Genomic DNA, 25,049 nt, shown 5'->3' with positions numbered 1-25,049 from the left:
TGCCTCCTTAAGGTTTAACTAATGGCTCGACGAAACGGGAGGTCACATAGCTGCTGTAGTCGTTATCCGCCTGCGGCACCCGGCCCTGTGCTTTCAGAAACTGCGCGGTATCGACGATCGCTTTATTGACCGGTTTGCCCAGTTGCTCAACCTGCTGCTGCGCCGTGAGGTAGGTATTGCCCTTCACCAGACCGGGCACCTGTGCTTCCGGCACACCGCTGAGGCGAGAGAGTTTGCTGAGGTTATCGGACTGTTTCAGCCAGCTGTCGGGGCTGTTCAGGTAGGCCTGCTGCGCGTCAAGCGCGCTGCGGGCAAAAGCAGTCACGATCTCCGGATGCTGCTGAGCAAAATCTTTGCGTACCACCCAGACATCCAGCGTCGGCGATCCCCAGCTTCCCACTTCCGCAGAGTCGGTTAACACTTTGCCCTCTTTTTCCAGCTCATTAACCGCCGGTGCCCAGACGTAAGCGCCATCAATGTCGCCACGCTGCCAGGCAGCAATAATCGCTGGCGGCTGCAGATTGACCAGTTGTACCTGTGACGGTTTGATGCCCCAGTGTTTCAGCGCAGCCAGCAGGCTGTAGTGGGTGGTAGAGATGAACGGCACCGCGATGCGCTTGCCAATTAAATCTTTGGGCGTGGTTATATTCTTCTTCACCACCAGCGCTTCAGAGTTGCCCAGTTGAGAGGCGAGTAAAAAGGCTTCAATCGGCAGCTTCTGCGCCGCCGCGACCGCTAACGGGCTGGAACCGATATTGCCAATCTGGACGTCACCGGACGCCATCGCACGTAATACCCCGGCGCCGCTGTCAAATTTGCGCCAGTCAACGCTGGCCCCGCTCTCTTTCGCAAAGCTGTTGTCAGCCTGCGCCACTTTCGCCGGCTCAGCCGAGGTCTGGTAAGCCACGGTGACATTGACCGCATCAGCCCGAAACGCCAGCAGCGCCAGCGCTGCGGCTAAAAAAGTTAAACGTGTTGCTGCCATGATCACTACCCCACCGTTTTTATAGTGGAGGCAGTGTCTCTGCGCGCTATAGTTTCATAAAGGAATTAAAAATTATCCCTAATAGAAATAAGTTCTTAGATCACTATCTGCAAAACTAAGTCAAAAATCGCAAATGCTGAAAATAGCTAAAGTAAGCAAAAATGTCAGGCGCTCACATTGTCCCTGTGCTATTCATATGCGTTCCCAATTATTGCCTGTTAAGGTTTCTGAATCCGATGTCGATCGAGAAAGTCGCTCAGCTGGCTGGCGTCTCCAAAGCCACGGTATCGCGGGTTCTCAACGCGCATCCCGGCGTGAAGCCCGATACGCGTGAGAAAGTTCTGGCGGCAATCTCTGCCTGCGACTATCAGCCCAACTTACTGGCGCGTCAGCTGCGTACGTCGCAAAGCAACATGCTGCTGGTGCTGATCTCGGATATCACCAATCCCTTCTGTTCACGCGTGGTTCAGGGCATCGAGGCCGAAGCGGAACTGCACGGCTATCACATCCTGCTCTGTAACTCCGCCTCGCAGCTCCAGCGTGAAGCCGCTTATCTCTCCCTGCTGACCGGAAAAGTGGTCGATGGCGTAATTACGATGGATGCGGCCTCCGGTTTACAGGATTTGCAGGCGCTCATCGCCGGTGCGCCCTGGGTGCAGTGCTGCGAATTTGATCCGGATATCCCCGCCTCCTCGGTCAGCATTGATCACCTTGAAGCCGCGCGCGACACCGTCCATTACCTTGCCGGTAAAGGGCGTAAACGCATCGGGCTGATCAATGGCGACATGCGTTACCTTTACTCGCATCATCGTGAAAAGGGCTACCGGCAGGCGATTGAGGAGCTGGGGTATGTCTGGTCCGGCGTCTCCTACACTTACGAAATCTCCTGTGAGGCGGGCAGTCAGGGGCTAAGGGAGTTGATGGCGCTGCCGGAACCGCCGGATGCGGTGTTTGCGGTTTCAGATGTGCTGGCGGTAGGCGTGGTGCATGCGGCGCTGGAAGCGGGTCTGCGCGTGCCGGAAGATCTGGCGGTGGTCGGGTTTGATGGCGTGTCGTTTACCCGCAGCCTGAATCCGCCGCTGACGACCATCGAGCAGCCGATGAACCAGCTGGGCGCGCGTAGCGTGCAATTGCTGCTGCAGAAGATCCGCAATCCTAATGCGCCAGTCATCCGCGAGGTGCTGCCCTGGACGCGCGTTGAACGCGCATCCAGCTAATTTAGTGCCAGATTAACAGCACGCAGGCGGCGGTCAGCAGCCCCATGGCGAGGTTAAAGATTTTCCAGGCGCGACGGCTGCGCAGAATGCGGCCGATCATCGCACCAAATCCCATCCAGATAACACCCGATACCAGATTAACCAGAAACATGCCGATGCTTATCGCCATCACTGAATGGCGATATGCGTCACCGGCCAGGCTGAAACTGGCGACCGCGCCCAGCGCCATCAGCCAGGCCTTGGGATTGATCAACTGCAACAATCCGCCCTGCCAGAAGGGCATCGGCGCATCCGGCGCCTGATCGGTTTCCAGCTTCTCATAACTGGCGGTAGCGATTTTCCATGCCAGCCAGAGCAGATAGAGGCTACCGGCGATTTTCAGCACCAGGTGCAGCGAAGGATAGAGCAGGATCAGCCCGCCGACGCCAAAGGCCACCATCAGCAGCATCACCTGCATCCCGATCATGATGCCAATCATCAGCGGAATGGTGCGCATAAAGCCAAAATTAGCGCCCGAGGCAGTGAGTAACATATTATTAGGCCCGGGCGTAATGGCCGCGACCCAAAGAAATCCCAACATTGATAAGAAAAGACTCAGTTCCATGGCAATCGGGTACTCCTTACCCTGCAAGAAAAAACTTATCGAAGCTAACAGTGTGATATGGAACAGACAAGCTTTTACCACATGAAATTTACCGGACCGGAAAACGAGCACTTCACGCCTCCTGAGAGTCTGCGTAACGCGCACCTGCAGACCCTGCTGCCGCGCCTGCTACGTCGTCGTATCACGGGCGATCCCCACTGGCAACGTCTCGACCTGCCGGATGGCGACTTCGTCGATCTCGCCTGGAGTGAAGATCCGCAGTTCGCGCAGCATAAACCGCGCGTGGTGCTGTTTCATGGGCTGGAGGGCAGTTTTCACAGCCCCTATATTCATGGACTGATGGCGATCTGCCGCGCGCGCGGCTGGCTGGCGGTGGTGATGCATTTTCGCGGCTGCAGCGGCGAACCGAATCGGCTCAACCGCATCTATCACTCCGGCGAAACCGAAGATGCCCGTTTTTTTCTGCACTGGCTGCGCACCCGCTGGGGCCGCGTACCCACCGCCGCGGTCGGTTTCTCGCTGGGCGGTAACATGCTGGGCTGCCTGCTGGGCCAGCAGGGCGCAGCCGCTGAGGTAGACGCGGGCGTCATTGTCTCCGCTCCGCTGCTGCTGGAGCCCTGTAGCCTAAAACTGGAACGCGGCTTCTCACGCGTCTATCAATACTATTTGCTGGCGCAGCTCAAGAAAAATGCCCGCCGCAAACTGCACGCCTGGCCGGATACGCTGCCGGTCAATCTGGCGCAGCTGAAAGCGCTACGTCGACTGCGCGATTTTGATGATGCCATTACCGCCCGCGCCCACGGTTTTCTGGATGCGGCCGATTACTATCATCGTGCCAGCGCCATGCCCTGGCTGAAGCACGCAGAGAAACCGCTGCTGATCATTCACGCCAAAGATGATCCTTTTATGAGTGATGAGGTGATCCCGCACAGCAGCCAATTATCTGCCACTATTACTTATCAACTGACACCACACGGCGGCCATGTAGGTTTTGTTGGTGGGACATTACGCCAGCCTGAAATGTGGCTGGAACAGCGTATCCCCCAGTGGATCGCCCCTTTTCTGGATAACTGATCTCGTGATTATTCCCTGGCAACAGGTCTCACCTGAGACCCTTGAAAATCTGATTGAAACCTTTGTGCTGCGCGAAGGCACGGACTATGGCGAGCAGGAACGCAGCCTGATCGACAAGGTGGCCGATGTGCGACGTCAGCTGGAAACGGGTGAAGTGGTGCTGGTGTGGTCGGAACTGCACGAATCGGTCAATATCATGCCGCGCAAAGAATTTCGTGGCTGATGCACCCAACGGCATTTCGTGTTAACAATGCCTATTGCCCGACCTCACAGGGAGCTTTTCTATGTCTGCACGTCATCCCATTATCGCGGTGACTGGTTCCAGCGGCGCAGGGACCACCACCACCAGCGTGGCGTTTCGCAAAATCTTTCAGCAGCTCGATCTTCATGCGGCGGAGCTGGAAGGTGACAGTTTTCACCGCTTTACCCGCCCTGAAATGGATATGGCGATTCGTAAGGCGCGCGATTTAGGACGTCATGTCAGCTACTTCGGCCCGGAAGCCAATGACTTTGGCCTGCTGGAGCAGAGCTTTAAAGAGTATGGTCAGAGCGGACAGGGCCAGTCGCGTAAATATCTGCACACCTACGATGAAGCGGTGCCGTGGAATCAGGTGCCCGGCACCTTTACGCCGTGGCAACCGCTGCCGCAGAACACCGATATTCTCTTCTACGAAGGGCTGCACGGCGGCGTGGTAACGGCGCAGCACAACGTAGCAGAACAGGTTGATCTGCTGGTTGGCGTGGTGCCGATTGTGAACCTGGAGTGGATTCAGAAGCTGGTGCGCGACACCGGCGAGCGCGGCCATTCACGTGAAGCGGTCATGGATTCGGTGGTGCGCTCGATGGAAGATTACATCAACTTCATCACACCACAGTTCTCACGCACTCACCTCAACTTTCAGCGCGTCCCGACGGTCGATACCTCAAACCCGTTCGCTGCCCGCGCTATTCCGTCACTGGATGAGAGCTTTGTGGTGATCCACTTCCAGGCGCTGGAAGATATCGACCTCCCCTACCTGCTGGCGATGCTGCAGGGCTCGTTTATCTCGCACATCAATACGCTGGTGGTGCCTGGCGGCAAAATGGGTCTGGCGATGGAGTTGATTATGGGCCCACTGGTGAAGCGGCTGATGGAAGGCAAACGAATAGAGTAAGAGGCCAAAAGGGCCTTTCCAGACTAATGCCAATGCCAATGCCAATGCAGGATGAATCTGACAGCAGCGAAAAAGCTTAACACGCTGGGAACCGGGTCAGAAGAGGAAAGCGTCCCGCGCCTGGGACAAAAACGCCGGGAGCGTTTTTGAACAACGCAACGCGTTGGCCCGGCTACGGGCGCACCTCAGGGATGAGGTGCGTAATCGCGCGGGCCGAGCGGCCAGGGATTGGCTTAAGCGACTTTCCGATCTGACCCGGTTCCCAGCGCAGGCACAGTCTGACAGCAGAGCACGACAGATTTTGCCCGCGACCTTAAAAGATCCCTGCGGGTACTAAAGTTCGATCACTTCATAGCTATGCGTAATGTTGACGCCTTTACCCAGCATGATGGCCACAGAGCAATATTTTTCAGCAGAAAGATCCACAGCGCGTGAGACCGCTTTATCCTGGAGGGCTTTACCACTCACGATAAAATGCAGGTTGATGTGCGTAAAGATTCGCGGCGCCTCTTCACGACGTTCTGAGGTCAGTTTTACTTCACAATCAGCCACATCGTTTCGGCCTTTTTGCAGAATTGATACCACGTCAATCGCGCTGCATCCGCCCGCCGCCATCAGCACCATCTCCATTGGGCTGGGCGCTTTATCACCCGAATTTCCATCCATCAGTATCTGATGGCCGGATGAGGATTCTCCGAGGAATGTCAGCCCTTCTACCCATTTCACTCTTGCCTGCATGATTTTTGCTCCGGAATACGCTGTTTTGTCGCCAGAGTACGCTTTCGCCTGGTAAACAGCAATCCAGAGAAATCCGCCCGTAGCTGAAGCGAGACAACAGAAGACAGTCGGCAAAAGCTGTGCTACAAACAGTGCTGAAAATATTTTTCGTCACCCGATGACGAAGCCGGGAAGGATGATGCGCACTGCGCCTGATGCGGCCCGAATAATTTCCTGAAATGGAAACGCTTGAAGCTTTCACCGCCTGACAGGGAAAACTGCCCCCTGTATTTTGGGCACGATTACAACAGAGGATAATAGCGAATGGTTCTCGGCAAACCGCAAACAGACCCTACACTCGAATGGTTCCTGTCCCATTGCCATATTCACAAGTATCCATCCAAAAGTACGCTGATTCACCAAGGTGAAAAAGCAGAAACGCTTTACTACATCGTGAAAGGTTCCGTTGCGGTTCTGATTAAAGATGAAGAAGGCAAAGAGATGATTCTTTCCTACCTGAATCAGGGCGATTTTATTGGTGAACTTGGCCTGTTCGAAGAAGGCCAGGAGCGCAGCGCCTGGGTACGTGCGAAAAGCGCGTGCGAAGTGGCGGAAATTTCTTACAAGAAATTCCGTCAGCTGATCCAGGTTAACCCTGACATCCTGATGCGACTCTCATCGCAGATGGCGCGTCGCCTGCAGGTGACGTCTGAAAAAGTGGGTAACCTCGCTTTCCTCGACGTAACCGGACGCATTGCACAGACCCTGCTCAACCTGGCGAAGCAGCCAGATGCCATGACGCATCCCGACGGCATGCAAATTAAAATCACTCGTCAGGAAATTGGCCAGATTGTTGGTTGTTCACGTGAAACCGTGGGCCGTATTTTGAAGATGCTGGAAGATCAGAACCTGATCTCCGCACACGGCAAAACCATCGTCGTTTACGGCACCCGCTAATTCCTGTCACCCACGGCGTGATGGCAACATCACGCCGTTATTGTTTGTGTTGGGCCGATGTGGCGTCGAATTATTTACCATCCTGAAGTTAACTACGCCTTGCGGCAAACGCTGGTGCTCTGTCTGCCGGTGGCGCTGGGCTGGCTGGCTGGCGACCTGCAAAAAGGTCTGCTGTTCTCATTAGTGCCCGCCTGCTGCAACATCGCCGGTCTGGATACCCCGCATAAACGCTTCTTCAAACGCCTGATTGTTGGCGGCAGCCTGTTTGCCCTCGGCAGCTTTCTGATGCAGTGGCTTACCCTCCATGCTATTCCGCTGCCGCTGATCCTGTTTGCTATGCCCTTATTGCTCGGCGTTACCGGGGAGATCAGCCCGCTGCATGGTCGTCTGCTGCCCGGCACCCTGATTGCCGCCATCTTTACCCTGAGCCTGATTGGCCGCATGCCAATCTATGTTCCCCCGCTGCTCTATATCGGCGGCACGCTATGGTACGGGCTGTTTAACTGGTTCTGGTTCTGGCTGTGGAAAGAGCAGCCGATGCGCGAAAGCCTGAGCCTGATCTACCGCGAGCTGGCTAACTACTGCGACGCAAAATATACCCTGCTGACGCAGCTGACCGATCCGGAAAAGGCGCTGCCGCCGCTGCTGGCTCGCCAGCAGAAAGTGGTCGATCTGATTAACACCTGTTATCAGCAGATGCATATGCTGTCGGCAAGCCGCGATCACAGCCATAAACGGCTGACGCGCGCCTTTCAGGTGGCGCTGGATCTGCAGGAACATATCTCGGTCAGCCTGCATCGGCCGGAAGAGGTGCAGAAGCTGGTCGAACAGAGCCACGCCGAAGCGGTGATCCGCTGGAATGCCAAAACCATCTCGGCCCGGTTGCGGGTGCTGGCGGATAACATTCTCTATCACCAGCTACCCGATCGCTTTGCGATGGATAAACAGCTCGGCGCGCTGGAGAAAATCGCCCATCAGCATCCCGACAATCCGGTGGGTAACTTCTGCCTTTACCACTTCAACCGCATCGCGCGGGTCCTGCGCACCCAGAAACCCCTTTATCAGCGCGATCTGATGGCTGACCGCCAGCGCCGTCTGCCGCTGTTACCGGCGCTGCGCAGTTATCTCTCGTTTCGCTCATCGGCCCTGCGCACTGCCGGCCGCTTTGCGGTGATGCTGATGCTGGGCAGCGCGCTGGCGCTGTTCTTCAACATCCCCAAACCCTACTGGATCCTGATGACCATCATGTTCGTCAGCCAGAACGGCTACAGCGCTACCCGTGTCCGCATTCAGCACCGGGCGCTGGGCACTTTTGCCGGTCTGGTGATCGCGGCCGCCACGCTGCGCATGGCGGTGCCGGAGTCGCTGGTGCTGCTGATCATGCTGGCAATTACTTTTATCAGCTATCGCTTTACCCGCCAGTTCTATGGCTGGTCGATGATTGGCTTTACGGTCACGGCGGTTTACTCGCTGCAATTGCTGTCGCTGAATGGCGCGCAGTTTCTGCTGCCGCGACTCATGGATACGCTGATGGGTTGTCTGATCGCCTTTGGCGGGATGCTGTGGCTGTGGCCGCAGTGGCAGAGCGGCTTACTGCGGCAGAACGCCCATGACGCACTGGAAACCTATCAGGATGCGCTACGGCTGTTGCTGGGTGACGAACAGTCACCAGAGAAACTGGCTTATCAGCGCGTGAAGGTCAATCAGGCACACAATGCGCTGTTTAACTCACTGAATCAGGCGATGCAGGAGCCCGCATTCAACTCCCGCTATCTGAGTGATATGCGGCTCTGGGTCACGCACAGTCAGTTTATCGTCGAGCATATCAACGCCATGACGATTCTGGCGCGGGAGCACACCATGCTCACTGCCTCGCTGGCTGAGCGTTACCTGCAATCCTGTGAAATCGCGCTGCAGCGGTGTCAGCAGCGGCTGGAATATGATGGTGAAAGCTCACAGGTTAACCTGCTGGATGAGCTGGAGAACATCAGTGAGGGACCGATCACGGTGGTGGAGCAGCATGTGCGGCGCATTCTCGATCATCTGAGCGTGATGTACACCATTTCATCGCTGGCGTGGAACCAGCGGCCGCAACATGGCCGCTGGCTGATCAGACGCTTACGTAGAAACTAAGCTAGCCGTTGAGCACGTTGCCGACGGCCGTGGCGAAGCGGCTCATGCCCTCTTCGATGTCGGCAGGCTCAATGATCAGTGACGGGGCAAAACGCATCACGTCGGTTCCGGCAACCAGCACCATCACGCCTTCTGCGGCCGCGGCATTCAGGATGTCGCGTGCTTTACCGGCATGCTGCGGTTTCAGCGCCGCGCCAATCAGCAGACCCTTGCCGCGAATATCGCTGAAGAGATCATACTTCGCATCGATGGCCTGCAGCGCCGTGACAAAGTGCTGACGACGTGTCTCAACGCCTGCCAGCACATCCGGCGTATTGATAATATCGAGCGCAGTTTCGGCGATGGCGCAGGCGAGTGGATTGCCGCCATAGGTGGTGCCATGCACGCCCGGCGCCATGGTCGAGGCGATCTCGTTAGTGGTCAGCATGGCGCTGACCGGGAAACCGCCGCCCAGCGCTTTGGCTGAGGTCAGAATATCGGGCTGGATGCCATAATGCTCATAGGCGAACAGCTTGCCGCTGCGCCCCATGCCGCTCTGCACTTCATCCAGCACCAGCAGCGCCTGATGCTGATCGCAAAGCTCACGCAGTCCCTGCATAAACTCCTGCGTTGCGGGCACGACGCCACCCTCCCCCTGAATCGGTTCAACCACAATGGCGCAGGTATGATCGTCAATGACCGCTTTTACTGCGTTCAGATCATTGAACGGCACATGGACGATATCCGCCGGTTTAGGCCCGAACCCATCAGAATATTTTGGCTGTCCGCCGACCGTGACGGTAAACAGCGTCCGGCCATGAAAGGCGTTATGAAAGGCGATAATCTTACTTTTGAACGGGCTGTGACGTTTGCAGGCGTAGTAGCGCGCCAGCTTAAAGGCGGCCTCGTTGGCTTCGGCCCCGGAGTTAGCGAAGAAGACCCGCTCGGCAAAGGTCGCCTGAATTAACTTACTGGCAAGACGCAGCGCCGGTTCGTTGGTGAAGACGTTGCTGGTGTGCCACAGCGTCTCGCCCTGACTTTTTAGCGTCTCCACCAGCGCAGGATGGCAGTGTCCAAGTGCGGTGACGGCGATACCACCTGAGAAATCGATATACTCTTTGCCCTGCTGATCCCATACACGACTGCCCTTGCCTTTTACCGGCACGAACTGCGCAGGTGCATAAACAGGCAAAATAACGTTATCGAACGTCTCCCGCGTGACCGCAATTTTTTCCGCTGCCATTGATGACCCCATTTAGATGATTGACGTGCAACTTTGAAATAATAATCACAAAATATGCATAAAAAATCACTCAAAGGCAACTTATTGCTCAAGGAAATTGCGCAGCAGCTGATGTCCCTGCTCGCTGAGAATGCTTTCGGGATGGAACTGCACGCCTTCCAGCGCCAGGGTTTTATGGCGGAATCCCATAATTTCGTCAGGCTCGCCGTCACGCACCGTCCAGGCAGTCACCTCGAAGGCATCTGGCAGGGAGTCGCGCTGTACAATCAGCGAATGGTAGCGGGTCACGGTCAGTGGATTATTCAGAGTGCGGAACACGCCCTGTCCGGTGTGCTGAATCGCAGAGGTTTTGCCGTGCATCACCTGACGCGCACGCACGACCTGCGCGCCATACGCCTGCGCAATTGCCTGATGGCCCAGGCAGACGCCCAGCACCGGCAGCTGACCGGCGAAATGCCGGATCGCCGCCAGCGAAATGCCTGACTCCGACGGCGTGCAGGGGCCAGGGGAGATCACCAGATGAGTCAGCGGTAACGCCGCCATCTGCTCCAGCGTGATGGCATCATTGCGCACCACCTGAACCTGCGCGCCCAGCTCGCAGAAATATTGATAAAGATTCCAGGTAAAGGAGTCGTAATTGTCGATAAGCAGCAGCATGGCCAGTCCAGAATAATTACCCGCGCCGCTATTCTACGCGGTTAAGCCGCCTCGCTCACCACTTTCGCAAATACCTGCTCCAGCAGAGTCAGGTCTCCGGCCACACCAGCCTGATTCGCCGCTTTCCAGCTTTCAGCGTCAGTCTCTTCCCAGGAGAGCAGATAACCGGCATGCAGCGCCAGCTGTTCAAAGAAAATCCGCTGCGCCCGACCGTTGCCGTGGCGGAAAGGATGCAACATATTGATTTCGCAGTAGTAGTGGGCAACACGCTCAATAAACGCGTCACGTGGCAGGTCAGCAAGGCCCTTCTCCTCCTCCAGCGCGGCCATCAGGGCGTTACCTTCCTTTTCGATATATTCGAAATGACAGAACGGCGTCTCATCGCGCCAGATATCGATAGTGCGCAGTTCACCAGCCCAGCTGTAGACGTCCTGAAACAGCGTACGGTGGATCTGGCGCAGGTAAGGCAGTCCAGGATTACGTGGGCCCAGCTCCAGCGTGGCGGCACGCGCCGCACTAAAACTCAGCTCCGCCTTACGCAGCTGCGCGGCATCGTGAATATCGGGCAGGTTTTTCAGCACATTGTCATGCTGCCACAGGTAGGGATCCTGGCTGACGGCGGTATTAGAGTCCATATTGCCTCCTCAGTGACGCCAGACGTGCGGCCGCATCATCGCTGTTTACGCTGGTTTCATTTGGCGAGAAGCCTTCCAGCCGACAGCTGGCCTGATAGCTGGCGCTACGCCGCTGTCGCCACAGGGTGACCTTCTGTTTTTCGGTGAGTTTGTTCGCCATGCCGCCTCCTGCTCAGGTTTTTGCCCTAAGTATAAGAGCAAATTCTGGCTTTGCCGGATGCGGCAGGCGGTCGCCATCCGCAGATGGCGACGAACGGACTTAAGGCAGGACTTTGGCGGAGAGGATAACTACCGGTTTGGATGGAACATTCTGGTAAGGACCCACATCTTTGGTCGGTACCTGAGAAATTTTTTCAACCACATCCTGACCTTTCACAATCTTACCAAATACGGCATAGCCAAAATCGCGCTGTCCGTGATCGAGGAATGCATTATCCGCGACGTTGAGGAAGAACTGGCTGGTCGCACTGTCTTTATCGGCGGTACGCGCCATGGAAATCGTGCCGCGCAGGTTACGCAGGCCATTATCCGCTTCATTCTTGATTGGCGCGTTGGTCTGCTTCTGCTGCATGTCCGTAGTGAAGCCCCCACCCTGCACCATAAAGCCCGGGATCACGCGGTGAAAAATGGTGTTGTTGTAAAAACCGTTGTTGACGTAATCAACGAAGTTTTTCACAGAAACCGGCGCTTTCTGGTTATTCAGTTCGAGTTCGATATTGCCGGCGGAGGTGGTGAGCAGAACGTGGGTGTCACCTTTTGCAGCCAGCGCCTGGGCGGAAACGGAAGAGAGCGCTAACAGGGTGATGGCCGCTGTTAAAGTACGTTTAAACATGAAAGATTCCTTACCTGGGAGAGCGGGCACAAAAACGTGATTGATTGTAAAGAGACTCTATTCCAGGAGCCAGCGTTTTACCTATATTTACGCTGTGGCAGCAAATGGGGGGAGCAAACGTTAAACCCCGGCAATTACGTGATTAAAATCACACAACACATGAAATATGGATCTCTGGTTTCACTGGTTGTTTATTAAGATCACGGTTCCGTTTACACTTTCTGACACTTTTTGGCACCCGGTTCTCAACAGGTTCAGAACATGACAAACCGTAATCGTATTGGCCTCACCTGGATAAGCTTCTTCTCCTACGCGCTTACCGGCGCGCTGGTGATTGTTACCGGCATGGTAATGGGCGATATCGCAAAAGATTTCCAGATCCCCATCTCCAGCATGAGTAATACCTTCACCTTCCTCAACAGCGGCATCCTGGCGGCGGTTTTCCTGAACGCCTGGCTGATGGTGATTGTGCCACTGAAGCGTCAGCTGATTTTCGGCTTCGTCCTGATGGTACTGGCGATAATCGGGTTGATGACCAGCCGCGATCTGACCGTCTTCTCGCTCTGTATGTTTGTGCTGGGCGTGGTCAGCGGCATTACTATGTCGATCGGCACCTTCCTGATCACCCATATGTATGAAGGCCGCCAGCGCGGTTCGCGCCTGCTGTTTACCGACTCCTTCTTCAGCATGGCGGGCACGCTGTTTCCGGTGCTGGCGGGGATTCTGCTGGCGCGTCAGCTGCCGTGGTACTGGGTCTACGTCTGCATCGGCTTTATCTACGTCGCGATCTTCATCATGACGCTGTTTGTCGAGTTCCCGGTGCTGCGTAAGCCCGAAAACAGCCCGACAGTTGAGAAAGAAAAATGGGGTGTGGGCGTGCTGCTGCTGGCAGTGGCGGCGCTCTGCTACATTCTGGGCCAGCTTGGCTTTATCTCCTGGGTGCCGGAATATGCCACCAAAGTCATGGGCATGAATATTAATGATGCCGGACAACTGGTGGGCAGCTTCTGGACCGCTTATATGGTGGGGATGTGGGCCTTCAGCTTCCTGCTGCGCTTCTTCGATCTGCAACGCATTCTGATGGTGCTGGCGGGACTGGCTACCGTGCTGATGTACTGGTTCGTCAGCAGCCAGGATGCCAGCATGCTGAAGTGGATCATTATGGTGTTGGGCTTCAGCTCCAGCGCGATTTACACCACTATCATCACGCTCGGTTCGCTGCAGACCAAAGTGGCGTCACCGAAGCTGGTGAACTTCATTCTGACCTGCGGTACCGTCGGCACCATGCTGACCTTCGTGGTGACCGCGCCGATTGTTGAGAAGAGCGGCGTGCACACGGCGCTGGCCACCGCTAACGGCCTCTACGCGGTGGTGTTTGTGATGTGTGTCCTGCTGGGGCTGGTCACTAAACATCGCTCGCACGGTCACGTTACGCATTAATCATTCAGGGCGGCGATAGATCGCCGCCCTGCTTTAACGCCGGAAGTCTATCCGCTCCCGCTCCCGCCAGTAAATCTCGCTTTCTGCGGGCTTTGTCTCTGCCACCACAATGCCGCGACGCAGTGAGTAGCGCACCGGAACCTGTCTTCTTACTGCATCAAAACCACTCTCTGCCGGCAGAATAATCAGGCTGGCATCGTTGCCGGTCTGAATGCCATAGCCTGACAGCTGCAGCGTCTTCGCGCTGTTATGCGTAATCAGATCCAGACCCGCATCAATCTGCTCATAGCCCATCAACTGACAGACGTGTAAGCCAATATGCAGCACCTGCAGCATGCTGGCGGTACCCAGCGGATACCAGGGATCGAACACATCGTCGTGGCCGAAACAGACGTTAATCTCCGCCTCCAGCATCTCTTTCACCCGCGTAATGCCGCGCCGCTTAGGGTAGGTATCAAAGCGGCCCTGCAGGTGAATATTGACCAGCGGATTCGCGACAAAATTAATGCCCGACAGCTTAAGCAGTCGAAACAGTCGTGAGGTATATGCGCCATTGTAAGAGTGCATCGCGGTGGTATGACTGGCCGTCACGCGCGCGCCGTTGCCATCGCGATGCGCCAGCGCCGCCACGGTCTCCACAAAGCGCGACTGTTCATCATCGATCTCATCGCAGTGAACATCGATCAACCGATCGTAGCGGTTAGCCAGCGCAAAGGTTTTATGCAGCGACTCAACGCCATATTCACGGGTGAATTCGTAATGCGGGATCGCGCCGACCACATCCGCGCCCAGCCGCAATGCCTCCTCCAGCAGCGCTTCACCGTTGGGATAAGAGAGAATACCCTCCTGGGGAAAAGCAACAATCTGGATAGTGATCCACGGCGCCATCTCCGCCTTTAGCTCCAGCATCGCTTTAAGCGCCGTCAGTGACGGGTCAGAAACGTCAACATGGGTACGGACAAACTGAATGCCGTTGGCAATCTGCCACTTCAGCGTCTGCATCGCCCGCCGCTTAACATCTTCATGACTGAGCATGGCTTTGCGTTCAGCCCAGCGCTCAATGCCTTCAAACAGCGTACCGGACTGGTTCCAGGCGGGTTCGCCAGCGGTCTGAGTCGTATCCAGATGAATATGCGGCTCAATAAAAGGCGCGCAGGCTAAGCCACCCTCGCCGTCCAGCGATTCATCCGCCGGTGAAGCGTGCTGCGGCTGGGCTGAGAGCCGGGCAATTTTGCCATCGGCGATGGCGATCTGCCATAACCCATCCCGCCAGGGTAAACGCACGTTATTGATCCACTTAGGTGACATCATTGCCGACTCCTTTTCCGGTTTTGTGTTTTAAAACTAACACGATTCAGGTGACCCGCCGCAAGCCCGAATAATCAGCGGGTTATCCGCACCAGAAAAAATTATTTCAAATCAACCATATACCTCTTAATGGGTATATGGCGTCGTGGTTGATGTATATCAATAAGTGCCGGAAACGGCGCGCTATTGTAGCCGCAGATATCGCAAATTTGAGGCAAAAATGAGCAAGCACAATGTCGTCGTTATCGGTAACGGCATGGTCGGCCACCGCTTCATAGAAGAATTACTAGAGAAAGCGGAACCTGACCAGTTTTCGCTGACCGTCTTTTGTGAAGAACCCCGTGTCGCCTATGATCGTGTCCACCTGTCCGCCTACTTTTCCCATCACACCGCTGAAGAATTGTCGCTGGTTCGTGAAGGCTATTACGACAAACATCAGGTCAATCTGCTGCTGGGTGAACGCGCCATCACCATTAACCGTGATGAGAAGCTCATCCACTCCAGTACCGGTCGCGCGGTGCATTACGATACGCTGATTTTTGCCACCGGCTCTTATCCGTGGATCCCGCCAATTAACGGTGCCGAAGGCAGCGACTGCTTTGTCTATCGCACCATCGAAGATCTCAACGCCATCGAAGCCTGTTCGCGCCGCAGCAAACGCGGCGCGGTGATTGGCGGCGGCCTGCTGGGGCTGGAAGCGGCGGGCGCACTGAAAAATCTGGGCATTGAAACCCACGTCATTGAATTTGCGCCGGTGCTGATGGCGGAGCAGTTAGATCAGCAAGGCGGTGAGCAGCTACGTCGCAAGATTGAGCAGATGGGCGTGCGGGTCCACACCGGTAAAAACACCCAACAGATTGTGCATCACGAGCACGGCGGCAAAACGCTGCAGTTTGCTGATGGCAGCGCGCTGGAGGTCGATTTCATCGTCTTCTCCACCGGCATTCGCCCGCAGGACAAACTGGCGAAGCAGTGTGGATTAGCACTGGGGCCGCGCGGCGGCATCGCCATTGATGACCAGTGCCGGACCAGCGATCCCACTATCTACGCCATCGGTGAGTGCGCTGCCTGGCAGAATCGCGTCTATGGCCTGGTGGCGCCGGGATACAAAATGGCTCAGGTCGCCAGCGACCATCTGCTGGGCCGCGACAATGCGTTTACCGGCGCGGACATGAGCGCCAAACTGAAGCTGCTGGGTGTTGATGTTGGCGGCATTGGCGATGCGCGCGGCACCACGCCAGGCGCTCGCAGCGTGGTCTGGCTGGATGAGAGCAAATCGATCTACAAGCGCCTGATTATCAGCGAAGATCAGAAAACCCTGCTGGGTGCCGTCCTGGTGGGCGACACCAGCGACTATGGCAACCTGCTGCAGCTGGTGCTGAATGGTATTCCGCTGCCTGCTAATCCGGAAGCGCTGATTCTGCCAGCCGGCAGCGGGGATAAACCGGCCATCGGCGTCGATTCTCTGCCTGATACCGCACAAATCTGCTCCTGCTTTGACGTCAGTAAAGGCGACATCATTAAGGCGGTACAGGGTGGCTGTCATACCGTGGCAGCACTGAAAAGCAGCACCCGTGCCGGCACCGGTTGCGGCGGCTGTATCCCACTGATCACCCAGGTTCTCAACAGTGAACTCAGCCGTCAGGGCATTGAGGTCAATAACCATCTTTGCGCCCACTTCGCCTGGTCACGTCAGGAGCTTTATCACCTGATTCAGGTAGAGGAGATTAAAACCTTTGACGAACTGCTGGCCCGCTATGGTCAGGGTTATGGCTGTGAAGTGTGCAAGCCGGTGGTTGGCTCACTGCTCGCCTCCTGCTGGAATGAATATGTGCTCAAACCCCAGCACGCGCCGTTACAGGACAGCAACGACCTCTACCTTGGCAACATCCAGAAAGATGGCACCTACTCGGTGATCCCGCGCTCGCCCGGCGGTGAAATCACGCCCCAGGGACTGAAAGTGATTGGCGAGATCGCCGAGCGCTATCAGCTCTACACCAAAATTACCGGCTCTCAGCGCATCGGTCTGTTTGGCGCGCAGAAAGACGATCTGCCCGCCATCTGGTCACAGCTGATCGACGCCGGATTTGAAACCGGCCAGGCCTACGCCAAGGCGCTGCGCATGGCGAAAACCTGCGTTGGCAGCGCCTGGTGCCGTTATGGCGTGGGTGACAGCCTCGGCTTCGGCGTGATGCTGGAGAACCGCTACAAAGGCATCCGTACGCCGCACAAGATGAAGTTTGGCGTCTCTGGCTGCACCCGCGAATGTGCGGAAGCACAGGGCAAAGATGTCGGCATTATCGCGACGGAAAAAGGGTGGAACCTCTACGTCTGCGGCAACGGCGGCATGAAACCGCGCCATGGCGATCTGCTGGCGGCCGATCTCGATCAGCAGACGCTGGTCACCTATCTCGACCGTTTCATGATGTTCTATATCCGCACCGCCGACAAACTGCAGCGCACCTCGCTGTGGCTGGAGAGTCTGGAAGGCGGCATCGACTATCTGCGTAAGGTGATTGTGGATGACAAACTTGGCCTCAACGGCCAGATGGAGCAGCAGCTGGCCGCACTGCGCGCCAGCGTCAGCTGTGAATGGAAAGCGACGCTGGAAGATAGGGATCACCTGACGCGCTTTGCCCACTTTATCAACTCGCCGCAACGCGATCCTGGCGTGCAGCGGGTCGCGGAGCGCGACCAGCACCGCCCGGCACGCGCCGATGAACGCATTGCCGTGACCCTGATTGAGGAGACCGAATCATGAGCCAGTGGAATCCGGTGTGCCCGCTGACGCAGATCCTGCCCGCTACGGGCGTCTGCGCGCTGGTCAAAGGCCGGCAGGTTGCTATCTTCCGTCCCCGCAACGATGAGCAGCTCTATGCCATCAGCAATATCGACCCCTTTGCCGATGCCAGCGTGCTGTCACGCGGCATTATTGCTGAACATCAGGATGCGCTCTGGGTTGCCAGCCCGCTGAAAAAGCAGCGTTTCCGTCTTAGCGATGGCTACTGCATGGAGGATGAAACGCGCTCCGTGGCGGCCTGGCCGGTGCGGGTCAATGCCGGACAGGTTGAAGTCTGCCTGTAACTCCCGTCAACAGCCCGCCTCCGCGGGCTTTTTTAAGGACGTCTGATGGACTACTTCCCCTTGTTCTGCCGCCTGCAGGGCCGACGCTGCCTGCTGGTCGGCGCAGGTGACGTGGCTGAGCGGAAAGCCCGCCTGCTGCTGGAGGCCGGCGCCGAACTGCTGGTCGGTGCCCTTGATTTCTCCCCCGCCTTCCGGCAATGGGCGCAGCAGGAAACCATCACGCTGCTGCCAGGGGCGTTTGATCCGCACTGGCTCACCGGCTGCTGGCTGGTGGTCGCCGCGACCAGCGATGATGCGGTTAATCAGCAGGTGGCTGAAGCCGCCGAAAAACAGCAGATCTTCTGCAATCTGGTGGATGCGCCGCAGCAGGCCAGCGCCATTATGCCGTCGATTATCGATCGTTCCCCGCTGATGGTCGCCGTCTCTTCCGGTGGACGCGCGCCGGTACTGGCGCGGCTGTTGCGGGAGAAGCTGGAGGCGATGCTGCCGCAACACCTTGGCCAGCTGGCTCAGCTGGCAGGCACTCTGCGCGCGCGGGTGAAACAGCAGTTCAGCTCTGTCAGTGCCCGCCGCCACTTCTGGGAACGCTTCTTTAACAGCCAGCGGCTGGCCCAGACGCTGGCCAACGGCGACAGTGAACGCGCGGAGCAGATTACCGACCAGCTCTTTAACGCTGACCTTCGCCAACAGGGTGAAGTGGCGCTGGTCGGTGCCGGTCCGGGTGATGCCGGATTACTGACTCTGAAAGGCTTACAGCTGATCCAGCAGGCAGATGTCATCGTCTATGACCGGCTGGTTTCCGATGAGATCCTGAATCTGGTGCGCCGCGATGCTGAACGCATCTTTGTCGGTAAACGCGCCGGACATCACTGCGTGCCGCAGGATGAGATTAACCAGCTGCTCTGCGAACAGGCGCAGCGGGGAAAACGTGTAGTGCGGCTGAAAGGCGGCGATCCCTTTATCTTTGGTCGCGGCGGTGAAGAGCTGGAAGCGCTGGCGCAGCGGCAGATTCCGTTCAGCGTGGTGCCGGGGATCACCGCCGCATCGGGCTGTGCGGCCTACAGCGGTATTCCCCTGACCCACCGCGATCATGCGCAGAGCGTCAGACTGGTTACCGGACATCTGCAGAAAGAGGGCTCGCTCGCCTGGCAGACGCTGGCGGCGGAACAGCAGACGCTGGTCTTTTATATGGGGCTCACGCAGGCCGGAGAGATTCAGCAGCAGTTGATAAAGCACGGTATGCGCAGCGATATGCCGGTGGCGCTGGTGGAAAACGGCACCACTACGCGTCAACGCGTGGTCACCGGGACACTGAGCGAGCTGGAAGCGTTAGCCGGTCAGGTGACCAGTCCCAGCCTGATGATCATCGGCAGCGTGGTAAGTCTGCGTGACAGCCTGCGCTGGTTCTGAGTCCGGCAAATAAAAACGGCGGGCACAATGCCCGCCGTCCTGGTTGTCTGCTCAGCCATTACGGCATCGCGACAAAGCCTACCGCCTGATACACCTTCTTCAGCGTTTCCTGCGCCTGTGCGCGTGCTTTGGCCGCGCCATCACGCATCACCTGCTCCAGCAGTGCTTCATCGTTGCGGAAGCTGTGATAACGCTCCTGCAGCTCAGAGAGCATACCCGACACAGCATCGGCTACTGCGCCCTTCAGGTGACCATACATCTTGCCTTCGAACTCCTGCTCCAGCTCGGCGATAGTTTTACCGGTCACGCCCGACAGAATATCCAGCAGGTTAGAGACGCCCGCTTTCTCTTTGATGTCGTAGCGCACCACTGGCGGCTCTTCAGAATCGGTGACGGCGCGTTTAATCTTCTTCACGACCGCTTTCGGATCTTCCAGCAGGCCGATCACGTTATTGCGGTTATCGTCAGACTTGGACATCTTCTTCGTCGGTTCCAGCAGCGACATCACGCGCGCGCCAGACTTCGGAATCAATGGCTCTGGTACTTTGAAGATATCGCCATAAATCGCATTGAAGCGGTGCGCGATATCGCGGCTCAGCTCCAGATGCTGCTTCTGATCTTCACCCACCGGCACCTGATGGGTCTGATAGAGCAGAATGTCAGCCGCCATCAGCACCGGATAGTCGAACAGACCGGCGTTAATGTTCTCTTCGTAACGCGCTGATTTATCCTTAAACTGCGTCATGCGGCTCAGTTCACCGAAGTAGGCATAGCAATTCAGGATCCAGCTCAGCTGCGTGTGCTCTGGCACATGCGACTGAACGAAGATGGTGCTTTTTTGCGGGTCGATACCACAGGCCAGATAGAGCGCCAGCGTGTCCAGCGTCGCTTTACGCAGTGCAACAGGATCCTGACGCACGGTGATCGCGTGCAGATCAACGATGCAATAAATGCAGTGGAAATCATCCTGCATCTGCACCCACTGACGCAGCGCTCCCATATAGTTGCCAATGGTCAGTTCGCCGGACGGCTGTGCGCCGCTGAAAACGATGGGTTTCATACTTATGTCCTGATATTTACAGCCCCAGAGCGGGCAAAAGTTCGTCGAAAGAGTCGAGGGTTAAATCGGGCTGGCTGGTGGCAATCGGCTCGCCATAGTTATAGCCAAAGGTCATGCCGATATTGGGTACGCCCGCCGCCTGTGCCGCCTGGATATCATTGCGTGAGTCGCCGACAAACAGCAACTCATTCGGCAACACACCAAAGGTGCCCAGCACCATAAAAATTGCCGCAGGATGCGGTTTTTTAACCGGCACATCATCGCCACCGATAATCAGCGAAAACGCATCAGCAATGCCAAGCGACTCCAGCAGCGGTGCCACAAACGGCGTCGGCTTGTTGGTGACTATCGCCATCGGCAGCCCGGCAGCCTTTAATGCGGCCAGCGTCTGCTTTACCTGTGGAAACAGCGTACTGCCCGCATCCACGGTATCGGCATAATGCCGGTCAAACAGTGCCCGCGCATCACGCTGCTCTTCCGGCTGCGGCTCACGGCCCAGCGCGAAGGTCAGCGCGCGGGCCATCATGATATCCGCGCCGTTGCCAATCCAGGTTGAGACACGCTCAAGGCCCGCCTGCGGCAGACGGAGGTCATTCAGCGTGCGGTCAATCGCATCGGCCAGGCCGGGTGCGCTATCCACCAGTGTCCCATCAAGATCAAACGCCAGCGCACGAATATCAGTGAAATGAGCCATTGGCCTTCTCCAGTTCGTTGCGCATATCATCGATCACTTTTTTATAGTCAGGGTGACCGAAGATCGCGGAACCGGCGACAAACATGTCGGCACCGGCGGCAGCGATCTGGCCAATATTGTCGATCTTCACGCCGCCATCCACTTCAAGACGAATGCTGTAACCACTCTGATCGATACGCCTGCGCGCTTCACGCAGTTTATCCAGTGTGCCAGGAATAAATGACTGACCGCCAAAGCCGGGGTTCACTGACATCAGCAGAATGATATCCAGCTTATCCATGACGTAATCGAGGTAGCTCAGCGGGGTCGCCGGGTTAAACACCAGACCCGCTTTGCAGCCATGCTCTTTGATGATTTGCAGGGTGCGGTCAACGTGTTCGCTGGCTTCGGGATGAAAGGTGATGTAGGTGGCACCCGCTTTGGCGAAATCAGGGATCAGCGCATCTACCGGCTTCACCATCAGATGCACATCGATGGGGGCAGTGATGCCATAGTCGCGCAGTGCTTTCAGCACCATCGGACCCATGGTCAGATTAGGCACGTAGTGGTTGTCCATCACGTCGAAGTGAACCACGTCACCTCCGGCCGCCAGCGCTTTGGCTGTGTCTTCGCCCAGGCGAGCAAAGTCCGCCGAAAGGATTGAAGGGGCCAGCAAATATTGTTTCATCCGATTCTCCCACTGTTGTGCGCCAGCACGCAGGCTGGCGTAATGCGTTGGTCGCGGACGAAACAGACTAGCTATAAAGTGCCAGCAGTTCGTCGACCTTGGTGCGACCCGTTATGCTTCGGCTGATAGAACGCCGGGCTTTGACCACATGTAACTCTGCATCCTGATACCATAAACGCGTCAGTGCAGTGTCGTGGTTAGAAATCAGTACCGGAATCCGGTCCTCCGACGAAGCCAGCTTTGCCGCTAACGCCGCCAGGTTCTCCTGCTCACGCAGGCTGAAGCTGTTGGTGTGATAAGCCGTGAAATTGGCCGTTGCCGACAGCGGCGCATAAGGCGGATCGCAATAGACTACCGAGCCTTTACCGGCATTGGTCAGGGTAACATCGTACGATTCACAGACAAACGTCGCTTTTTGCGCACGCTCGGCAAACCATAACAGTTCTGCTTCCGGAAAGTAGGGTTTGCGATAGCGGCCAAACGGCACGTTGAACTCGCCACGCAGGTTATAGCGACAGAGGCCGTTGTAACAGTGACGGTTCAGATAGAGGAACAACAGCGCGCGCAGGTAGGCGTCGGTGCTGGTGTTAAATTCGGTGCGACGCTGGTAATAACAGATCTCGTTGTTACTTTCCGGCGTAAACAGCAGCTGCGCGTCACGGATGAAATCCGCCGTGCGCGTTTTAACAATGTTATAGAGATTAATCAGGTCACTGTTGATATCAGCCAGATGGTAGCGATCAAATTCAGTGTTCAGAAACACCGAACCCGCGCCAACAAAGGGTTCTACCAGACAGTCGCCTTGCGGCAGATGGCGATGGATCTCTTCTACTAAGGGAAATTTTCCCCCTGCCCATTTCAGGAAAGCGCGATTTTTTTTCATGCTGTCGTGGTTATTACATCTTATTGTGAGGCTGTGGCTGGACCGACAGCAGATCTGCGCTTAAAACGGGGCCAGAAACTGGCCCCACATCCGCTATTGGCTGGCTTCTTTCTTCACCTGGCTTACTGGTTTAACCCACGGGTTCTTCGCACGCACTTCGGCAGGCAGTGAGGCTACCGCGCGTTTGGCATCAGCCGGTGTGGCATAGGAACCACTCACCAGCACGTACCACGACTGACCGTTACGGGTGGTTTTGTAGACGTGATACCCACTCAGATTCTGCTGCTTAGCCCAGGCATTCAGGCTTTCCGCCTTCGATGCACCGCTCAGCTGCAGGGTATAGCTGCCGCCTGGCAATGATTTGCTGGCTGAACTGCTGCCTGCCGCCGCAGTGGCCGGAGCAGAAGGGGCTGGCGTACGTGCTGGCGTGGTATGTGTTTTGCTGTCACGGGTTGCAGGCTTCGAAGCAGTTTTATGCGATGAATCGTGCGCCGGACGGGCAGAAGCGTTTGATTTGTTTGGCGTCTGACGGCCTGCAGGGGCCGTAACCGGATTCGCAGCCGTTCCGGCATTGCCGCTGACCGTGGCAGGCGCCGTTGGCAGTGAACTGCCACCCTGCGTGCCCATCGCGGCGCTGTCGACCTGCTGCTGCTGATTACTCAGCGCGCTGTTGAGATCGCCCGGCAGCGTGACACGCTGCTGATTCGCTGGCGTCTCAACAGGGGCTGCCTGCGTAGGCGTTGAAGCCACAGGCGGCATTGAGACGTCGCGCTGCGGGTCAGACGCAGCATTACCGCTGGTCGCCGCGTTATTTTCGCTGGTAGCTGGCGTGGTCTGCCCGCCGGTTGGCGTCGTCTGTCCACCTGACATGGAAGAGGAGCCAGCCAGGTCGATGTTCTTCTCACTGCCGGAACCGCCGCCAGCGGCAGGCGTATTGCCCGCAGTCGCAGGTTTTTTCTCATCCGGGCCATTCAGCGCCGAACCAATACCTAGTACCAGTAACAGCAGAACCAGGATCCCGACACCCATCATGATGCGCTGGCGCGAAACCGGTATTTTGGCTGCGGGAGACGACTTACGAGGGCGCGAGGGACGGCGATCGCTGGCGTCAGGTTTTAACTCATCTTCCGGTTTAAACTCATCCATTTTGCCTCCTCCGTAAAGCGGCATTCCGCACTGCGCACCCTGCGCGCCGCGTCACCACTCAACTGCTTAATCTCAGGATTGCTGACAATCATTAATTGCAGCCAGCACCATATCATGTGCCACGCCACCACGCACTTCAGAGCGGCCAATCGACAGCGGGAGTACCAGCCGCAATTCGCCCGCCAGAACTTTCTTATCGCGCATCATGTGCGGCAGATACATCTCCGCACTCATCGCCTCCGGCCCATGTACCGGCAAACCGGCACGCAGGAACAGAGCAATAATGCGGTCCGTCTCCTGTGCCTGGAACTGCCCCAGGCGTTCAGCCGTGCGTGCCGCCATCACCATGCCCGCTGCAATCGCTTCACCGTGCAGCCAGTTGCCATAGCCCATGTGTGCTTCAATCGCATGACCAAAAGTATGGCCCAGATTCAGCAACGCCCGCTGACCGTTTTCACGTTCATCGGCGGCCACGACTTCGGCTTTCAGTTCACAGCAGCGACGAATGCAGTACGCCAGCGCCTGTTCATCCAGCGCCAGCAGGGCATCAAGATTCTGCTCCAGCCACTGGAAAAACGCACCGTCGAGGATGATGCCGTACTTAATCACTTCCGCCAGACCCGACGCCAGTTCGCGCGCGGGCAACGTCTGCAGACAGGCAGTATCAATCACCACCGACGCGGGTTGATAAAACGCGCCGATCATGTTTTTGCCCAGCGGATGGTTAACGGCCGTTTTGCCGCCAACCGAAGAGTCGACCTGCGACAGTAAGGTGGTCGGTACCTGAATAAAGCGTACACCACGCTGATAACTGGCCGCAGCAAAACCGGTAAGATCGCCAATGACGCCGCCGCCTAAGGCGATAAGCGTCGTATCACGACCGTGCGGCTTTTGCAGGAGCGCGGTAAAAACCTGATCCATCACGGCCAGCGTCTTATATTGCTCGCCGTCGGGTAAGATCACCTGATCCACTTTTACACCTGCCGCCGTCAGCAGCGCCGTCAGCTGGTCAAGATAAAGCGGAGCCAGCGTCTGGTTTGTCACCACCATGGCGTTTTCGCCCGCGGTTAGCGGCCAAAAAGAAGCCGGATCGTTAAACAGTCCGGCAGCGATAGTGATGGGGTAACTGCGTTCCCCCAGTGAGACGGTGATCTTCTCCATGATGCCCGA

Annotated in this window: 25 protein-coding genes; 10 read left to right on the top strand and 15 right to left on the bottom strand. The window is 56.8% G+C overall.

Annotated elements, in window-relative coordinates; genetic code table 11:
• Nucleotides 1-7: 7 nt before the first annotated feature.
• A complete protein-coding gene (gene tauA / locus ACVKSX_RS15665; RefSeq protein ID WP_010253052.1) occupies nt 8-985 on the bottom strand; it encodes a taurine ABC transporter substrate-binding protein in 978 nt (325 codons plus the stop codon).
• Nucleotides 986-1,221: 236 nt separating this feature from the next.
• On the opposite strand from tauA, the gene ACVKSX_RS15660 reads away from it, so the two are divergent.
• A complete protein-coding gene (locus ACVKSX_RS15660; RefSeq protein WP_010671579.1) occupies nt 1,222-2,202 on the top strand; it encodes a LacI family DNA-binding transcriptional regulator in 981 nt (326 codons plus the stop codon).
• Between the two features lies 1 nt (nt 2,203).
• Here the strand turns inward: ACVKSX_RS15660 and ACVKSX_RS15655 are convergent, their stop codons facing one another.
• Nucleotides 2,204-2,806, bottom strand: coding sequence for a LysE family translocator (locus ACVKSX_RS15655; RefSeq protein WP_010671578.1), 603 nt, complete (start codon nt 2,804-2,806; stop codon nt 2,204-2,206).
• Between the two features lie 57 nt (nt 2,807-2,863).
• Between ACVKSX_RS15655 and ACVKSX_RS15650 the strand changes: the two genes are divergently transcribed.
• The 3 genes from ACVKSX_RS15650 (at nt 2,864) to ACVKSX_RS15640 (ending at nt 5,034) form a co-directional block, all read left to right on the top strand.
• The gene (locus ACVKSX_RS15650; RefSeq protein ID WP_010671577.1) at nt 2,864-3,880 is read left to right on the top strand and encodes a hydrolase; all 1,017 of its coding nucleotides are present in this window, start codon (nt 2,864-2,866) and stop codon (nt 3,878-3,880) included.
• Between the two features lie 4 nt (nt 3,881-3,884).
• Entirely contained in the window at nt 3,885-4,103 is a 219-nt protein-coding gene (locus ACVKSX_RS15645) for a YheU family protein (RefSeq protein WP_010253066.1), read from the top strand.
• 61 nt (nt 4,104-4,164) lie between these two features.
• Nucleotides 4,165-5,034: a phosphoribulokinase gene (locus ACVKSX_RS15640; RefSeq protein ID WP_010253068.1), complete on the top strand. Its 870-nt coding sequence runs from the start codon at nt 4,165-4,167 to the stop codon at nt 5,032-5,034.
• Nucleotides 5,035-5,367: 333 nt separating this feature from the next.
• On the opposite strand, the gene ACVKSX_RS15635 is transcribed toward ACVKSX_RS15640, so the two are convergent.
• A complete protein-coding gene (locus tag ACVKSX_RS15635; RefSeq protein ID WP_010253071.1) occupies nt 5,368-5,772 on the bottom strand; it encodes an OsmC family protein in 405 nt (134 codons plus the stop codon).
• A 303-nt stretch (nt 5,773-6,075) separates the two neighbouring features.
• Between ACVKSX_RS15635 and crp the strand changes: the two genes are divergently transcribed.
• A complete protein-coding gene (crp, locus tag ACVKSX_RS15630; RefSeq protein WP_003852956.1) occupies nt 6,076-6,708 on the top strand; it encodes a cAMP-activated global transcriptional regulator CRP in 633 nt (210 codons plus the stop codon).
• Nucleotides 6,709-6,765: 57 nt separating this feature from the next.
• The gene (locus ACVKSX_RS15625; RefSeq protein WP_124890370.1) at nt 6,766-8,841 is read left to right on the top strand and encodes a YccS/YhfK family putative transporter; all 2,076 of its coding nucleotides are present in this window, start codon (nt 6,766-6,768) and stop codon (nt 8,839-8,841) included.
• A 1-nt stretch (nt 8,842) separates the two neighbouring features.
• On the opposite strand, the gene argD is transcribed toward ACVKSX_RS15625, so the two are convergent.
• The 5 genes from argD to ppiA all read right to left on the bottom strand — a co-directional run bounded on the left by argD (nt 8,843) and on the right by ppiA (nt 12,187).
• Nucleotides 8,843-10,063 carry a bifunctional acetylornithine/succinyldiaminopimelate transaminase gene (gene argD, locus ACVKSX_RS15620; protein ID WP_010671575.1) on the bottom strand — a complete coding sequence of 407 codons (1,221 nt, stop codon included), beginning with the start codon at nt 10,061-10,063 and terminating at the stop codon, nt 8,843-8,845.
• Nucleotides 10,064-10,144: 81 nt separating this feature from the next.
• Entirely contained in the window at nt 10,145-10,720 is a 576-nt protein-coding gene (locus tag ACVKSX_RS15615) for an aminodeoxychorismate/anthranilate synthase component II (RefSeq protein ID WP_033758980.1), read from the bottom strand.
• Between the two features lie 41 nt (nt 10,721-10,761).
• On the bottom strand, nt 10,762-11,355 hold the full coding sequence (locus tag ACVKSX_RS15610; protein ID WP_022624052.1) for a putative adenosine monophosphate-protein transferase Fic: 594 nt from the start codon (nt 11,353-11,355) through the stop codon (nt 10,762-10,764).
• On the bottom strand, nt 11,345-11,515 hold the full coding sequence (locus tag ACVKSX_RS15605) for a YhfG family protein (RefSeq protein ID WP_010253095.1): 171 nt from the start codon (nt 11,513-11,515) through the stop codon (nt 11,345-11,347). The genes ACVKSX_RS15610 and ACVKSX_RS15605 overlap by 11 nt, the downstream gene beginning before the upstream one ends.
• 99 nt (nt 11,516-11,614) lie before the next feature.
• On the bottom strand, nt 11,615-12,187 hold the full coding sequence (ppiA, locus tag ACVKSX_RS15600; RefSeq protein ID WP_003852970.1) for a peptidylprolyl isomerase A: 573 nt from the start codon (nt 12,185-12,187) through the stop codon (nt 11,615-11,617).
• Nucleotides 12,188-12,448: 261 nt separating this feature from the next.
• Between ppiA and tsgA the strand changes: the two genes are divergently transcribed.
• Nucleotides 12,449-13,627 carry an MFS transporter TsgA gene (tsgA, locus tag ACVKSX_RS15595; protein WP_031593897.1) on the top strand — a complete coding sequence of 393 codons (1,179 nt, stop codon included), beginning with the start codon at nt 12,449-12,451 and terminating at the stop codon, nt 13,625-13,627.
• A gap of 33 nt (nt 13,628-13,660) precedes the next feature.
• On the opposite strand, the gene ACVKSX_RS15590 is transcribed toward tsgA, so the two are convergent.
• Complete coding sequence (locus tag ACVKSX_RS15590) at nt 13,661-14,938, bottom strand: cytosine deaminase (protein WP_354439456.1); 1,278 nt, start codon at nt 14,936-14,938, stop codon at nt 13,661-13,663.
• Between the two features lie 217 nt (nt 14,939-15,155).
• Here ACVKSX_RS15590 and nirB point away from each other — a divergent pair, with 217 nt between their 5' ends.
• The 3 genes from nirB to cysG are packed head-to-tail and all read left to right on the top strand — an operon-like array spanning nt 15,156 to nt 19,429.
• Nucleotides 15,156-17,696 carry a nitrite reductase large subunit NirB gene (gene nirB, locus ACVKSX_RS15585; RefSeq protein WP_354439454.1) on the top strand — a complete coding sequence of 847 codons (2,541 nt, stop codon included), beginning with the start codon at nt 15,156-15,158 and terminating at the stop codon, nt 17,694-17,696.
• The gene (gene nirD / locus ACVKSX_RS15580; RefSeq protein ID WP_163850996.1) at nt 17,693-18,019 is read left to right on the top strand and encodes a nitrite reductase small subunit NirD; all 327 of its coding nucleotides are present in this window, start codon (nt 17,693-17,695) and stop codon (nt 18,017-18,019) included. The genes nirB and nirD overlap by 4 nt, the downstream gene beginning before the upstream one ends.
• Nucleotides 18,020-18,064: 45 nt before the next feature.
• Nucleotides 18,065-19,429 carry a siroheme synthase CysG gene (gene cysG / locus ACVKSX_RS15575; RefSeq protein ID WP_010671571.1) on the top strand — a complete coding sequence of 455 codons (1,365 nt, stop codon included), beginning with the start codon at nt 18,065-18,067 and terminating at the stop codon, nt 19,427-19,429.
• Nucleotides 19,430-19,487: 58 nt separating this feature from the next.
• On the opposite strand, the gene trpS is transcribed toward cysG, so the two are convergent.
• The 6 genes from trpS to aroB all read right to left on the bottom strand — a co-directional run bounded on the left by trpS (nt 19,488) and on the right by aroB (nt 25,040).
• Nucleotides 19,488-20,489, bottom strand: a complete 1,002-nt coding sequence (gene trpS, locus ACVKSX_RS15570; RefSeq protein ID WP_010253111.1) for a tryptophan--tRNA ligase — start codon at nt 20,487-20,489, stop codon at nt 19,488-19,490.
• 16 nt (nt 20,490-20,505) lie between these two features.
• A complete protein-coding gene (locus ACVKSX_RS15565) occupies nt 20,506-21,183 on the bottom strand; it encodes a phosphoglycolate phosphatase (RefSeq protein WP_010253114.1) in 678 nt (225 codons plus the stop codon).
• Nucleotides 21,167-21,850 carry a ribulose-phosphate 3-epimerase gene (gene rpe, locus ACVKSX_RS15560; RefSeq protein WP_010253116.1) on the bottom strand — a complete coding sequence of 228 codons (684 nt, stop codon included), beginning with the start codon at nt 21,848-21,850 and terminating at the stop codon, nt 21,167-21,169. Before rpe ends, ACVKSX_RS15565 begins: the two co-directional genes overlap by 17 nt.
• Nucleotides 21,851-21,917: 67 nt before the next feature.
• Nucleotides 21,918-22,733 carry an adenine-specific DNA-methyltransferase gene (gene dam, locus ACVKSX_RS15555; protein WP_010671570.1) on the bottom strand — a complete coding sequence of 272 codons (816 nt, stop codon included), beginning with the start codon at nt 22,731-22,733 and terminating at the stop codon, nt 21,918-21,920.
• A gap of 93 nt (nt 22,734-22,826) precedes the next feature.
• Complete coding sequence (locus tag ACVKSX_RS15550; protein WP_022624046.1) at nt 22,827-23,879, bottom strand: SPOR domain-containing protein; 1,053 nt, start codon at nt 23,877-23,879, stop codon at nt 22,827-22,829.
• Between the two features lie 72 nt (nt 23,880-23,951).
• Nucleotides 23,952-25,040 carry a 3-dehydroquinate synthase gene (aroB, locus tag ACVKSX_RS15545; protein ID WP_010253124.1) on the bottom strand — a complete coding sequence of 363 codons (1,089 nt, stop codon included), beginning with the start codon at nt 25,038-25,040 and terminating at the stop codon, nt 23,952-23,954.
• Between the last annotated feature and the right edge of the window lie 9 nt (nt 25,041-25,049).

Source organism: Pantoea sp. PvP021, assembly GCF_054056055.1.
The sequence above is the reverse complement of the archived record's forward strand: the minus strand, read 5'-3'. Positions and strand labels throughout refer to the sequence as shown.

Bases quoted from the DNA above. Each gene is read 5' to 3' on its own strand.
- tauA (WP_010253052.1), bottom strand. From the start codon at position 985: ATGGCAGCAACACGTTTAACTTTTTTAGCCGCAGCGCTGGCGCTGCTG.
- ACVKSX_RS15660 (WP_010671579.1), top strand. From the start codon at position 1,222: ATGTCGATCGAGAAAGTCGCTCAGCTGGCTGGCGTCTCCAAAGCCACG.
- ACVKSX_RS15655 (WP_010671578.1), bottom strand. From the start codon at position 2,806: ATGGAACTGAGTCTTTTCTTATCAATGTTGGGATTTCTTTGGGTCGCG.
- ACVKSX_RS15650 (WP_010671577.1), top strand. From the start codon at position 2,864: ATGGAACAGACAAGCTTTTACCACATGAAATTTACCGGACCGGAAAAC.
- ACVKSX_RS15640 (WP_010253068.1), top strand. From the start codon at position 4,165: ATGTCTGCACGTCATCCCATTATCGCGGTGACTGGTTCCAGCGGCGCA.
- ACVKSX_RS15635 (WP_010253071.1), bottom strand. From the start codon at position 5,772: ATGCAGGCAAGAGTGAAATGGGTAGAAGGGCTGACATTCCTCGGAGAA.
- crp (WP_003852956.1), top strand. From the start codon at position 6,076: ATGGTTCTCGGCAAACCGCAAACAGACCCTACACTCGAATGGTTCCTG.
- ACVKSX_RS15625 (WP_124890370.1), top strand. From the start codon at position 6,766: ATGTGGCGTCGAATTATTTACCATCCTGAAGTTAACTACGCCTTGCGG.
- argD (WP_010671575.1), bottom strand. From the start codon at position 10,063: ATGGCAGCGGAAAAAATTGCGGTCACGCGGGAGACGTTCGATAACGTT.
- ACVKSX_RS15615 (WP_033758980.1), bottom strand. From the start codon at position 10,720: ATGCTGCTGCTTATCGACAATTACGACTCCTTTACCTGGAATCTTTAT.
- ACVKSX_RS15610 (WP_022624052.1), bottom strand. From the start codon at position 11,355: ATGGACTCTAATACCGCCGTCAGCCAGGATCCCTACCTGTGGCAGCAT.
- ACVKSX_RS15605 (WP_010253095.1), bottom strand. From the start codon at position 11,515: ATGGCGAACAAACTCACCGAAAAACAGAAGGTCACCCTGTGGCGACAG.
- ppiA (WP_003852970.1), bottom strand. From the start codon at position 12,187: ATGTTTAAACGTACTTTAACAGCGGCCATCACCCTGTTAGCGCTCTCT.
- tsgA (WP_031593897.1), top strand. From the start codon at position 12,449: ATGACAAACCGTAATCGTATTGGCCTCACCTGGATAAGCTTCTTCTCC.
- ACVKSX_RS15590 (WP_354439456.1), bottom strand. From the start codon at position 14,938: ATGATGTCACCTAAGTGGATCAATAACGTGCGTTTACCCTGGCGGGAT.
- nirB (WP_354439454.1), top strand. From the start codon at position 15,156: ATGAGCAAGCACAATGTCGTCGTTATCGGTAACGGCATGGTCGGCCAC.
- nirD (WP_163850996.1), top strand. From the start codon at position 17,693: ATGAGCCAGTGGAATCCGGTGTGCCCGCTGACGCAGATCCTGCCCGCT.
- cysG (WP_010671571.1), top strand. From the start codon at position 18,065: ATGGACTACTTCCCCTTGTTCTGCCGCCTGCAGGGCCGACGCTGCCTG.
- trpS (WP_010253111.1), bottom strand. From the start codon at position 20,489: ATGAAACCCATCGTTTTCAGCGGCGCACAGCCGTCCGGCGAACTGACC.
- ACVKSX_RS15565 (WP_010253114.1), bottom strand. From the start codon at position 21,183: ATGGCTCATTTCACTGATATTCGTGCGCTGGCGTTTGATCTTGATGGG.
- rpe (WP_010253116.1), bottom strand. From the start codon at position 21,850: ATGAAACAATATTTGCTGGCCCCTTCAATCCTTTCGGCGGACTTTGCT.
- dam (WP_010671570.1), bottom strand. From the start codon at position 22,733: ATGAAAAAAAATCGCGCTTTCCTGAAATGGGCAGGGGGAAAATTTCCC.
- ACVKSX_RS15550 (WP_022624046.1), bottom strand. From the start codon at position 23,879: ATGGATGAGTTTAAACCGGAAGATGAGTTAAAACCTGACGCCAGCGAT.
- aroB (WP_010253124.1), bottom strand. From the start codon at position 25,040: ATGGAGAAGATCACCGTCTCACTGGGGGAACGCAGTTACCCCATCACT.